This window comes from Kribbella sp. (assembly GCF_035687465.1).
GTDB lineage: Bacteria > Actinomycetota > Actinomycetes > Propionibacteriales > Kribbellaceae > Kribbella.
The window spans coordinates 1-12,346 of sequence record NZ_DASRXP010000509.1 but is presented as its reverse complement, the minus strand read 5'-3'; the positions used below and the strand labels follow the sequence as shown (position 1 = coordinate 12,346).

Sequence of the window (12,346 nt, the reverse complement as noted above, 5' to 3'; positions counted from 1 at the left end):
CTGTTTCGACTCACCGGGTGACCCGATCGACGGCCCGCCGTACCTGCATGTCCGGCAGGACCAACGGGAGATGGGGCGGCAGGCGGTGGACCTGCTGCTCGCCCAGCTGCGCGGCGAGGCGGTACCGATGCTGTCGATGGTGCCGTTCGAGCTGGTCGATGCCGAGCGCAACTGAATCCCACCTGACTTTCGGCAGTACGCCGACCCGGGTGCGGCTGTGTAGCGTCTGGGCTGTGAACTGGCAGCGCGCGGGAGATCTCGGCCTGTGGGCAGGGCTGTCCTTCTTCGTGATCGCGGAGAGCGGTGCCCGGAGCGATCCGTACTGGATGCAGGGGAGCTGCCTGGCGGTACTGGCCGCCGCGGTGCTGCTCCGCCGGGCCCATCCGATCGTCGCGCTGGGGCTGGTCGGTGGTGCCGAGACGGTGATCCTGGCGCTCTCGCTCGGTACGACCAACGGGACGCCGATCGCGCTGGTGAGCGCGATCTCTCTGTTCAGCTACCTGGCCGGCCGGCGCGAGACAGAGCTCAGGCATTTCGTCCAGATGGTGGGCTGGTGCCTGATCGCCCTGTTGGCGCTCGCCGTGATTGCGCATCCGGACCTCGCGGTGACCGAGGCGGTGCTCAACTGGCTGGTGATGCTGCTGATCTCGCTGCTGCTCGTCGTCCTCCCGTGGCTGATCGGCCGGTATCGAGCCCAGCAGGCCCTCCTCGCCTCGGCCGGCTGGGATCGGGCGGAGCGGATCGAGCGCGAGCACCGGATGGAGATCGACCAGGCGAGACTCAGAGAGCGCTCTCGGATCGCCGAGGACATGCACGACTCGGTCGGCCACGAGCTGAGCCTGATCGCCCTGCGAGCTGCGGCTCTCGAGGTCGACACCGACCTGCCAGACCGCCACCGCCAGGCCGCGACCGAACTCCGGGAAGCCGCGGCCACGGCGACCGACCGCCTCGGCGAGATCATCGGCGTACTCCGGGAACCGGACGCCGAGGCATCCGTGGTCCCGAGCCACGAGACCGTGGCTGAGTTGGTTGATCGCGCGGCCGCTTCCGGGTTGGCCGTGAAGCTCGTCCAGGAAGGGCAGGCGGAGCTGTCGCCGATGGTGGACCGCGCTGTCCATCGGGTCGTCCAGGAGTCGCTCACGAACGCGAGTAAGCACGCACCCGGCGCCGAGGTGGCCGTCACGGTTTCCCACGTCGCCGACCATGTGGTGGTGCGAGTGGTCGACAGCGGAGCCACCCGGGCCGTTCCGGACGGCGTACCGTCAACGGGCCGTGGGCTGGCCGGCCTGACCGAGCGAGCGCGACTCGTCGGCGGAATCCTGACCGCCGGGCCACGGCCGGCGGGTGGTTTCGAGGTCTTCGCCCGGATTCCACGATCAGGCGGACGTCCGGAGCCCGAGGCGCCGACGGCGTCGGCCACAGCCGACGAACACGCGACCGTACGCCGACGGGCCCGGCGCGGCTTGATCACCGCGGTAGCGGCACCGCTGGGTCTCGGGGCGATCATCGGAGTGATTGCCTTGGGCTACTACCTGGTCGCCGGCTACAGCTCGATCCTGCAGCCCGAGGCGTACGACACGCTGCGGATCGGCCAGACCTTCGACGAAGTGGAGCAAGTGCTGCCGGCCATGCAGATGGTCGATCCGCCGACGGAGAAGTCGGTCGTGCCCGAGGGGTGGAGTTGCCGGTTCTACCGCCCGGACGGGCCGTTCGGCATCACCTATGTGTACCGGCTGTGCTTCGAGGACGGCCGGCTGATCGCGAAGGACGTAGTACAGACAGGGTCCGTAACGCCGACGACAGAAGGAACGCCGCGATGATCAGGGTGCTGCTGGCCGATGACGAGGCGATGGTGCGGGCCGGGGTCCGGGCGATCCTCGGTTCGGACGAGTCGATCGAGGTCGTCGCCGAAGCGGCGGACGGGATCGAGGCGGTCGAAGGAGTGCACAAGCACCGGCCGGACGTCGCCGTACTGGATATCCGGATGCCGCGGATGGACGGGCTGGCGGCCGGTGCGGAGATCCGGCGGACCGCACCGGAGACGGCGGTGGTGATTCTGACGACCTTCTCGGAGGACGCCTATATCGCGAAGGCGCTGGGCGATGGCGCCAGCGGGTTCCTGCTGAAGTCCGGGGATCCGCGAGAGCTGATCGCGGGGTTGAAGGCGGTCGCGGACGGCGCGGCGTACCTGTCGCCGAAGATCGCGCACCGAGTCATCGCCGAGTTGGGGGCGGGCGGCGGCCGGATGTCGCGGGCCGCGGCGGCGAAGGAACAGGTCGACGTGCTCAGCCCGCGCGAGCGGGAGGTGCTCGCACTGGTCGGCGCTGGGTTGTCGAATGCCGAGATCGCGCGCCGGCTCTTCCTGGTCGAGGGCACGGTCAAGGCCTACGTCAGCGCCGTACTGACCCGCCTCGGGGTCAAGAACAGAGTCCAGGCCGCCATCGTCGCCTACGAAGCCGGTCTGGTCTCCACCTGAACCCCGCGGTCTCAGCAACGCAACGCTCCGGCGGGTGACGTTGTGTGGACACTTGGTCATGGGATAGTGGACCTTTCCCGGGGGGTACAGCCCCGGATCAGACCAGTAACCGGGAGCGGCAGGTACCGCACCCGCTCAGAGAATCAGGGGATCCAGGTCGTGACCGACTCGCACAGCTCCGGACAGCACAAGGACCGGGAAGCGGCGGCGGCCGAGGTCCGGAGAATGTGGCAGCCGACTCCGTCCTGGTCCCAGCCCGACCCGAACGCCAAGCCCGACCCGGAACCGGTGGAAGAAGTAGAGGACGTCGAGGACGAGCAGCCGGACGCGCTCTCCCAGGAGTTCCCCGGCGACGCCTGGTCCCAACCGCCCGCCACACCCGCCACACCCGCTCCGGCCCACGCGGCTCCGGTCTCCGAGCCGTGGATGCAGCCCGCTCCGGAGCCGGTCGACCCGCCGGCGCTCTCGCAGACCGCCCAGCAGTTCTTCCCACAGGGGATTCCCGGGCAGCACCCGCCGCAGCCCGAGCGCCAGGTCTCCTACCGGGCCGACGAGCTCCTGCAGGCGCTGCCGTTGCCCCGGGAGGCCCCGGCCGAGAAGGGCATGCGCAGCGTGTTGCGGTTGCGCCCCGGTTCTTCGGAGCGGAACGAGCGGATCGCCCGCGCCACTGCGGCGACCGCCTTCCGCCGTCCTGTGACGATTACCATCGCGAACCCCAAGGGCGGGTCGGGCAAGACGCCGACCACGCTGCTGCTCGCCGGTGCGCTCGGTCAGGCCCGCGGTGGCGGCGTAGTGGCCTGGGACAACAACGAACTGCGCGGCAACATGCACCTGCGCACGCACGACACCAACGCGCGCTCGACGGTGACGGATCTGCTGCAGGCGATGCCGATGCTGACCCAGCCGGATGCGCGCCTGGGTGATGTCGGCGCCTACCTGCGGCACCAGGTCGCCGGCCAGTACGACGTGCTGACGTCCGCGACCACGACGTACTCGCAGATCGAGGCGAAGGACTTCGACCAGATCCACCGGCTGCTGAGCCGCTTCTACAAGGTGCTGGTGATCGACACCGGCAACAACGAGGGCTCCAGCAACTGGCGCGAGGCGATGAAGGCGTCGGACGTCCTGGTCATCCCGATCAAGTGGAAGAGCCTGTCCTGCGCTGCCGCCGTGCAGATGCTGGAGGAGCTGGACAACCAGGGTCCGGACGCCCAGCGACTGATCAGGCGCGCGGTCATCGCCGTCAGCAACGGACCCGGCGACGTGAACAAGGAAGTCGAGAAGCAACTCCGCCCGTACTTCGAGTCGCGGGCGGCTGCGGTCGTCGATATCCCGACGGATCCGCACATCGCTGCCGAAGGGCCGTTGGACCACTCGGCGCTGCAACCTCACACCCGCCGGGCGGCGCTGGAACTGGCCGCCAAGGTCGCCGAACAGATCACCATCGCGCTGAACGTCCCTCGCTGAAGTAGACACACAGGCTGCCTTCATTCGCCCCCTTTTCACCTGTCGCAGGGTGGAAAGGGGGCGAATGAACGCGTGGTCAGGTTGTTCGGAGGGCTTCGGTTGGTTGCATGCGGGCTGCCCGGAGTGCGGGGAGTAGGCCGGCGATGGCGCCGATGGCGAGGGCCGCGCCGAGTCCGCCTCCCCAGGCGAGCGGCGGAACCACCGTGGCCCAGCCTTTGACCTGGGCGTAGATCGCCGTGGCCGCCGTACCGAGAGCGACTCCGGCGATGCCGCCGAGCGCGGCGAGCAGGACCGCCTCGGCCAGGAACTGCAGGCGGATGTTGCCCTTGGTGGCGCCGAGTGCCCGCCGGAGACCGATCTCGGACCGGCGTTCGAGTACCGAGATGACCATGGTGTTGGCCACGCCGATTCCGCCGACGAGCAGGGCGACTGCCCCGAGCCCCAGGAACAGACCGTTCAGCGCGGACTGGACTGCGGCGCGGGCGACCAGCGCGGCCGACGGCTGGCTGACGTTGACCTCGCCCGGGTTCAGGGGGTTCGCCGTCGCCGGCAGCACCTTCTGGACCTCCGTGACCTGCTCGGGGCGGGAGCGCACGTAGATCGTTGACGGGTGGCCGTCGGAGTCCAGATACTTCGTCGCGGCCGGGTAGCCGACCAGGACGGAAGCGTCGATCTCGGGCGTCAGCGTCGCCGGGTTGAGGATTCCCGCGACGTAGAACCACTGCCCGCCGACCCAGATCCGCATGCCCTGGTGGATCCGCGAGATTCCCAGCCGCTTGGCGGCGTCCCAGCCGAGGACGGCGACGGGCTGATCGGCGGTGGCGGCGTTGAGGTAGCTGCCTTCGGCAACGGTCGTTCGTACTGCGGCGGGCAGGTCGAGGCTCGCCGCGACGACCGTGAGTGAGTTCGTGTTGATCGTCGGGATGTAGGGGCTGCGATAGGCACTGGCATCGGTCCTGCCGGTGCTCTGGACTGTTTCGACCGGACCGATCCGGGCGATCATTGCGGGCGCGTCGAGGGGGAGCTTGGCATCAGTGCCGCCAAGGCTCTGGCCGGCGGTCACCTTGAGCAGATTGGTGCCCAACTCGTCGATCTCGGCCAGCAAGCCGGCCTGGGACGAGGCGGACAATCCCATCACCGCCACCATCGCGGCGACGCCGATGGCGATGCCCAGGGCCGACAGAGCGGCCCGCATCCGCCTGGTGCGCAGCCCTACGCTCGCGGTCCTGGCCAGGTCGGCCGGATGCAGCCGGCCGGGAGCGGTGGTTGTCATGGCAGCCGCCTTTCGCTGAACAGTGGCTGCTCCGCGGACTCGACGTCGGCCACGACGGCGCCGTCGAGGACCTCGATGCGGCGCGGCAGCCGGGCCGCGAGTTCACGGTCGTGGGTGATCATGATGATGGTGGCGCCCTCGGCGTTGAGTTCCTGCAGCAGTTGGAAGATCGCGGCACCCGAGACGCTGTCGAGGTTGCCGGTGGGTTCGTCGGCCAGCACGATCGCTGGATTGCCGACCAGGGCCCGGGCGATCGCAACCCGCTGTCGCTCACCTCCCGACAGCTCGGGCGGACGATGCCCGACCCGATGGCCGAGCCCGACCCGGGCCAGTGCCGCTGCGGCGGCTTCCAGCCGGGTGCCGTGTCTGGCACCGGAGTACAGCATCCCGTCGGCCACGTTCTCCAGGGCGGTGGCGTGGGCGGAGAGGAAGAACTGCTGAAAGACGAAGCCGATGCGAGTCGCCCGCAGTCCGGCCAGGGCACGGTCCGACATCCTGGCGACGTCGTCGCCGACGACGCGGACCGTGCCGGTGGTCGGGCGATCCAGTGTGCCCATCACCTGCAGCAGCGTGGACTTGCCCGAACCGGACGGGCCGACGATGGCCACCAGGTCGCCACGACGGATGCTGAAGCTTGCCTTGTCCAGCGCCACGACCGGCGTCGCGCCGGGGTAGATCTTGGTCACCTCGTCCAGTTGCAGCACCGGCTCGGCGATCGCTGGAGCGACGCCGGTCATGACCTCGGCACCACGATGTTCTGGCCGGCTTCGAGGCCCGCGCCGGTGACGGCGACCCTGCCCGCGCTGTCGTCGAACAACCCAGGTTTCACCGGAGTCAGACTGCGGGCGCCATCGGCCCCGACCACCTCGACGGCGTACCCGCCGCCGGCCAGCGCCAGCAAGGCGTTCACCGGCACCGAGAGCACGTTCCGCGCTGTGTCGGTCACGATGGAGACCTGGACGGGAGCCTGATCGAGCTGGCCGGTCTCAGTCGGCTTCGACGGCTTGATCAGGACCTCGATCGTCGTCTTGTCGTCGGCCTTGGTCGCCACCTTTCCGACTCCGGAGACGACACCGGGCGTGGTCTTGCCATTGGGCAGCGAAATGGTCACCTTGTCGCCGACTGCCACCTCGGACTGTCGGCCGGCGTTCAGCGCGACAGTGATCTGCCGGTCGATCGAGGATGCCTGCAGAACCGTGGTACCGACTGCCACCGAGGCGCCGCTGACCGCGTTGATCTTGGTGATCCTGAGCTGCGTGGTTGGCAGGAACACCGCCTGTCCCAGGTCCAGCTTTCCGGTGTCGTCCAGGCCGACGTCGTCCTGCAGCTCCCTGAGCGCGTTGTAGGTCTGCCGTCCGAAGTAGTCCGACTTCGGGTCGAGCTCGTCCGTGGTGGCATAGCCGAGCGCGACGAGGTCGGCATTCAGTTGCCGGACGTCGGCACCTTCCATGCCCCAGTACAGGTCCCGGTAGACCGGTGCGGTGGCGCCCTGGAGCAGGATCACCGGCTTGCCGTCCACGCGGTAGAGCACCTGGCCCTGGCGGATCACCTGGCCGATCGTGGGCACCTTCGTGGCCGTGCCGCCTGCCCTGTTCACCACCTGGTAGTCGCCCGCGTAGCCCAGGGTCCCGTTCTCGAGGGTCCGGGCGGACAGCGTTCCCTTCGTCACCTGGGCAAGTCCGGTCGAGGCGGTGGCCTCGCTGGAGGCCTGCTCCGTCCCTGCGGCGAACGGGTCCGCGACGACGATTCCGGCACCTACCGCGACGGCCGTCCCGAGGACGACCGCCGCCAGTCGGCCGCGCCGTCCGGAGCGCCGGCCCCGCCCGGCGGATGAGCCGACCCCCGTGGGTTCGCTCGAGCTCGAGGTCACGATCCGTCCCCGGCGGCCGGACCGCCCTGCTTGCCCGGGGTCATGTTCCGCATGCTCTCCGGCTGGTACTTCGCGCAAGCGGCCTCCGCGGTCTTGAACTGCGGCGTGTTGGGGTCGTTCTGCAGGACGAAGCCGCCATCCGCGCTCGGGTCGGGGAAGTCCGGTACGCCGTTCTCGCGCATGCACTGGGCGTACTTGAGTTTGTCGGCCGCGGACCACACCTGGCCGGGATTCGCCCCGGGATCTCCGGCCGGCATCAGGTCCTTGCAGGCCGCCATCGCCTTCGTGAACTCGGCAGAGTTGACGTCCACCCCTTCGCCCATGCCCTTTCCGGGCTCCGGGTCCTTGAAAGCCGGGAGCCCGTGAGTCCGCATGCAGTTGGCGAAGGCCACTCCGTCCGGCGTCGCGCCGGACTTCGGGGCGGGCGAGGCCGAGGTGGTTCCGGCCGGCACGCTCGCCACACTCTCGCTCGGCTTGTCCGCACTGCCGCACGCTGTGGCGACCAGCGCGATGGTCGCGACCAGAACGGCCAGAAGGCCGGTCCGGCGGGATCGCCCGGTCCGGCAGGGGGTCTGCTCGGTGTTGTCAGTGTGCTGCTTGGCGGTGGTCGTCAGTTGCCCGGCATGTACCGGCTTCGGTGCCCGGGTGCTCTTGGTCGTGGTCATGCTCAAAAGGCTGGTGGTGGAGGCGTTGCCCGGGCGTGAACGCGAGCGTTAACGCCGTTGTTACAGACGACCGGCTAAGTTCCGACCATGCGGGTGCTGGTGGCAGAGGACGAGCGGGATCTGGCCGATCTGGTGGCTGTCGGGCTCCGCCGGCAGGCGATGGCGGTCGACGTGGTCTACGACGGCGCGGCCGCGACGGAGCGGCTGGCCGTCAACGACTACGACGTACTGGTGCTGGACCGGGACCTGCCCGAGGTGCACGGCGATGTGATCTGCGAAGAACTGGTGCGTACCGGAGCCCGCACTCGCATCCTGATGCTGACCGCGGCCGGATCGGTGCCCGAACGCGTGGCCGGCCTGGCCCTCGGCGCCGACGACTACCTGCCCAAGCCCTTCGACTACACCGAACTGGTGGCCCGGGTGCAGGCTCTGGGCCGGCGCAGCCAGACATCCTCGCCGCCGATGCTGGAGCGGCACGGGATCGTGCTGGACACCCACCGTCTGCAGGCCTTCCGCGACGGCCGCTTTCTCCGGTTGTCGCTGAAGGAGTACGCCGTGCTGGAGGTCTTGATGCGGGCGAACGGGGGCGTCGTGAGCGCCGAGACGTTGCTGGAGTCGGCGTGGGACGAACACGCCGATCCGTTCACGACCGTCGTGCGCGTCATCATCAGCCGGCTGCGCACCAAGCTCGGGGAGCCGGCGTGCATCCAGACCGTGCCAGGCGCGGGGTATGTCCTGTGAGGCCGGTGGCGATCTGGGACGGATTGCGACCGGCACTCAGTACTGTGCGGGTGCGCCTCACCGCCTTGTACAGCGGTCTGTTCCTGCTCACGTCGACGATCATGCTGACGGCGGTGAACCTGCTGCTGTCGAACCGGTTGGGGCATCAGGGCGAGGTGATCAATCGGTTGCCCGACGGTGCTGAGCCGAGGCCGACCGCCGGGCCCCTTCCGGACCTGGTGTCCGGTGGGGAGGAGCTGGATCGACTGAGTTCCGCGGTGCTGCGCTACCAGTGGACGGTCACGGGCATCATGATCGTCGCGCTGACGATCGTCTCGGTGGCTGCCGGGTGGTGGCTGGCCGGCCGGCTGCTGCGCCCGCTGCACCACATCACCGCGACCGCGCACCGGCTCTCGTTGTCCAACCTGCACGAGCGGATCGGGCTGACCGGTCCGCGCGATGAGCTCAGGGAGCTGGGGGACACCTTCGACGCGATGCTGGAACGGCTGGAACGATCGGTGGACAGCCAGAGCCGCTTCATCGCCAACGCCGCCCACGAACTCCGGACGCCGCTGGCCACCCAGCGGGCGGCGATCCAGATCGGGTTGGAGGACCCGATCCCGCAGCATCTGGTCGAAGTACGGGAGAAACTGCTGACGGCCAACCGGCGGACAGAGCGGCTGATCGACTCGCTGCTGGTCCTCGCCCAGGCAGAACACGGCTTGGACAGCGCGGAACCCGTCGCCCTCGATCTCCTCACCCGTCAGGTGGTCCAGGAAGCCGTGACCGACGACGTCAGCATCAGTCTGGACCTCCAGCCGATCACCGTGGTGGGCGATGCGGTGCTGCTGAACAGGCTGCTGACCAACCTTGTCCAGAACGCGGTCCGCTACAACCGGCCGGGCGGAACCGTCCAGGTGAATCTCACCGCGACGGGAACCCTGTCGGTCCGCAACACCGGCCCCGAGGTACCCGCCGAACGGATCGCCGAACTCTTCCAGCCGTTCCGCAGGCTGCAGCCCCGGACCCGGACCGACGACGGCGGCGCCGGCCTCGGCCTGTCCATCGTCGCCTCGATCAGCCAGGCCCACCAGGCCACGGTCACCGCCCAGCCCAACCCCGACGGTGGCCTCGAACTGACCGTCCGCTTTCCGATCTCACCACCGCAGCCCGCGCCGGTTGGCGCCAACCGGCGTTAAGTTGCCGTGCTCATCTTTCTCCCGCCTCGACAAGCTCGACCTCAGGTTGAGGGTCCGTCTTGCGCTGAAGCCGCTTGCGGCGCTGGTGGCGGACGACCTCGACGATCAACGTCACCATGAGGGCTAGACCGATGCCGAGGATCACGCCCTTGAGCGGGTTGTCCTCGAACGCCTTCCCGCCGATGTAGCCGACCAGCGAGCAGTACACGCCCCAGCTGAGCGCCGCGAGTCCCGCGAAGAAGGTGAAGTTCCGTTGCGGATAGCGGACCGCTCCCATCGTCAGCGTGACCGCGGTCCGTCCGCCTGGCACGTACCGGGCGACGACCAGTACGAGACCGCCGCGTTCCTCCAGCGCGTTTTGCGCCCAGGTCGTCATCGCGTGACGCTTGGTCCCCGGTTTGGTCCGGTCGATCAGGCGACCACCCGCGCCGCGGCCGATGAAGTACGAGACGTGATCACCGAGGAATGCGCCCGCTGCGGCGATCGCCATCACGCCGTACAGGTTGGGCTCGCCGGTGGCGGCGAAGACGCCGGCTGTGACGACGAGGGTCTCGCTCGGGATCGCCGGGAAGAATCCGTCCAGGGCCGCGAACCCGAACAGCGCGAGATAGATCCACCACGACGACATCAGTTCTTCGGTGAAGTGCAGGATCGCCTCGCTCACGACGCCACCACGCCGTACCACTGTCCTTCGAGGGTGATCACAGGAAGCCTTCCTGGTTGCGGACTGTCACCCCCGAACCTAGAAAGTCGAGCACCTGTGCACATCGGTCTTAGGACGTCACCCACCCCCTACTTTCGTCAGGTGCTCGGCTGCCTGTGGATAGGCCGTCGGGACGCGGAGGCGGAGTGGATACCATCTGCGGTGTGACGGCCCGTTGTGGGCCGGCCTACCCCGAGGAGTGAACGTGTCGGAAGTCAAGGTCCATCTGATCGGCGTCGAGGGCGAGGCTGAGCGGAGTGTGACCGAGACGACGACGATCGGGGAGCTGTTCGCCGCGATCTTCGGCCAGGACCGCTCCGCCATCGCCGCGCGCGTCAACGGCGAGCAGCGGGACCTCTCCAGGGTGGTCGCCGACGGGGACGAGATCGAGCCGATCAAGGCGGGGTCGGAGGACGGCCGGGCGATCATCCGGCACTCGACCGCGCACGTGCTCGCGCAGGCGGTGCAGGAGCTGTTCCCGGACGCCAAGCTGGGCATCGGGCCGCCGGTCGAGAACGGTTTCTACTACGACTTCGACGTGCAGACCCCGTTCACCCCGGAGGATCTGGGCAAGCTCGAGAAGAAGATGCAGCAGATCATCAAGGAGCGGCAGCGGTTCAGCCGCCGGGTGGTCTCGGACGACGACGCCCGCGCCGAGCTGGCGGCCGAGCCGTACAAGCTCGAGCTGATCGGGATCAAGGGCTCCGCTTCGGCGGACGACGCCGAAGGTGCCTCGGTCGAGGTCGGCGCCGGCGAGCTGACGATCTACGACAACGTCCGGCGTGACGAGAGCGTGGCCTGGAAGGACCTCTGTCGCGGCCCGCATGTGCCCGCGACCGGGTACTTGGCCAACTTCAAGCTGATGCGGACGGCCGCGGCGTACTGGCGGGGGAGCGAGAAGAACCCGCAGCTCCAGCGGATCTACGGCACCGCCTGGGAGTCCCGCGACGAGCTGAAGGCGTACCTGACCCGCCTCGAGGAGGCGGCCAAGCGGGACCACCGCAAGCTCGGCAACGAGCTGGACCTGTTCAGCTTCCCCGACGAGATCGGTTCCGGACTGGCGGTCTTCCACCCCAAGGGCGGCGTGCTGCGCAAGGTGATGGAGGACTACTCCCGGCAGCGGCATGTCGAGGACGGGTACGAGTTCGTCTACACGCCGCACATCACCAAGGCGCAGCTGTTCGAGACCTCGGGCCACCTGGACTGGTACGCCGACGGCATGTACCCGCCCATGCACCTCGACGAGGAGCGTGGCGCGGACGGGCAGATTCGCAAGCAGGGCCAGGACTACTACCTGAAGCCGATGAACTGCCCGATGCACAACCTGATCTTCGCCGCGCGCGGCCGGTCGTACCGGGAGCTGCCGCTGCGGCTGTTCGAGTTCGGCACGGTCTACCGGCTGGAGAAGTCCGGCGTCGTGCACGGCATGACCCGGGCGCGCGGTTTCACCCAGGATGACGCGCACATCTACTGCAGCCGCGAGCAGATGCGCGACGAGCTGCGGAATCTGCTGACGTTCGTGCTCGGCCTGCTCGCCGACTACGGCCTGGACGACTTCTACCTGGAGCTCTCGACCAAGAACCCGGAGAAGTTCGTCGGGTCCGACGAGGTCTGGGAAGAGGCCACCGAGACTCTGCGGGAGGTTGCCGAGGGCTCCGGTCTGGAGCTCGTCCCGGACCCGGGCGGCGCCGCCTTCTACGGGCCGAAGATCTCCGTCCAGGCGCGCGACGCGATCGGCCGGACCTGGCAGATGTCGACGATCCAGCTGGACTTCAACCTGCCGGAGCGGTTCGAGCTCGAGTACACCGCGCCCGACGGTTCGCGGCAGCGGCCGGTGATGATCCACCGGGCGCTCTTCGGCTCGATCGAGCGGTTCGTCGCCGTCCTCACCGAGCACTACGCCGGCGCCTTCCCGCCCTGGCTGTCCCCGGTCCAGGTGATCGGCATCCCAGTCGCGGACGAGTACAACGACT

Annotated in this window: 11 protein-coding genes; 6 read left to right on the top strand and 5 right to left on the bottom strand. The window is 68.8% G+C overall.

Annotation, left to right across the window (positions count from 1 at the left end; all coding sequences use genetic code 11):
- Positions 1–233 precede the first annotated feature (233 nt).
- From VFG33_RS27220 to VFG33_RS27210, 3 genes are all read left to right on the top strand, one after another.
- A complete protein-coding gene (locus VFG33_RS27220; RefSeq protein ID WP_325055812.1) occupies positions 234–1,820 on the top strand; it encodes a sensor histidine kinase in 1,587 nt (528 codons plus the stop codon).
- A complete protein-coding gene (locus tag VFG33_RS27215; protein WP_325055811.1) occupies positions 1,817–2,476 on the top strand; it encodes a response regulator in 660 nt (219 codons plus the stop codon). The genes VFG33_RS27220 and VFG33_RS27215 overlap by 4 nt, the downstream gene beginning before the upstream one ends.
- Before the next feature lie 159 nt (positions 2,477–2,635).
- Positions 2,636–3,943: a MinD/ParA family ATP-binding protein gene (locus tag VFG33_RS27210; protein ID WP_325055810.1), complete on the top strand. Its 1,308-nt coding sequence runs from the start codon at positions 2,636–2,638 to the stop codon at positions 3,941–3,943.
- A gap of 76 nt (positions 3,944–4,019) precedes the next feature.
- Here the strand turns inward: VFG33_RS27210 and VFG33_RS27205 are convergent, their stop codons facing one another.
- The 4 genes from VFG33_RS27205 to VFG33_RS27190 are packed head-to-tail and all read right to left on the bottom strand — an operon-like array spanning position 4,020 to position 7,751.
- The gene (locus VFG33_RS27205; RefSeq protein WP_325055809.1) at positions 4,020–5,216 is read right to left on the bottom strand and encodes an ABC transporter permease; all 1,197 of its coding nucleotides are present in this window, start codon (positions 5,214–5,216) and stop codon (positions 4,020–4,022) included.
- Complete coding sequence (locus tag VFG33_RS27200; RefSeq protein ID WP_325055808.1) at positions 5,213–5,953, bottom strand: ABC transporter ATP-binding protein; 741 nt, start codon at positions 5,951–5,953, stop codon at positions 5,213–5,215. The genes VFG33_RS27205 and VFG33_RS27200 overlap by 4 nt, the downstream gene beginning before the upstream one ends.
- Positions 5,950–7,086 carry a peptidoglycan-binding protein gene (locus VFG33_RS27195; RefSeq protein ID WP_325055807.1) on the bottom strand — a complete coding sequence of 379 codons (1,137 nt, stop codon included), beginning with the start codon at positions 7,084–7,086 and terminating at the stop codon, positions 5,950–5,952. Before VFG33_RS27195 ends, VFG33_RS27200 begins: the two co-directional genes overlap by 4 nt.
- Positions 7,083–7,751 (bottom strand): hypothetical protein, encoded by a 669-nt coding sequence (locus VFG33_RS27190; RefSeq protein ID WP_325055806.1) that lies wholly within the window; start codon positions 7,749–7,751, stop codon positions 7,083–7,085. Before VFG33_RS27190 ends, VFG33_RS27195 begins: the two co-directional genes overlap by 4 nt.
- Before the next feature lie 87 nt (positions 7,752–7,838).
- Between VFG33_RS27190 and VFG33_RS27185 the strand changes: the two genes are divergently transcribed.
- Positions 7,839–8,492, top strand: a complete 654-nt coding sequence (locus VFG33_RS27185; RefSeq protein ID WP_325055805.1) for a response regulator transcription factor — start codon at positions 7,839–7,841, stop codon at positions 8,490–8,492.
- 5 nt (positions 8,493–8,497) lie between these two features.
- Positions 8,498–9,670: a sensor histidine kinase gene (locus VFG33_RS27180; RefSeq protein WP_325055804.1), complete on the top strand. Its 1,173-nt coding sequence runs from the start codon at positions 8,498–8,500 to the stop codon at positions 9,668–9,670.
- Positions 9,671–9,680: 10 nt separating this feature from the next.
- Here VFG33_RS27180 and VFG33_RS27175 read toward each other — a convergent pair whose 3' ends face one another.
- Positions 9,681–10,334 (bottom strand): DedA family protein, encoded by a 654-nt coding sequence (locus tag VFG33_RS27175; protein ID WP_325055803.1) that lies wholly within the window; start codon positions 10,332–10,334, stop codon positions 9,681–9,683.
- Positions 10,335–10,578: 244 nt separating this feature from the next.
- Between VFG33_RS27175 and thrS the strand changes: the two genes are divergently transcribed.
- The coding region (gene thrS / locus VFG33_RS27170; RefSeq protein ID WP_325055802.1) for a threonine--tRNA ligase at positions 10,579–12,346 on the top strand (1,768 nt) is incomplete at its 3' end.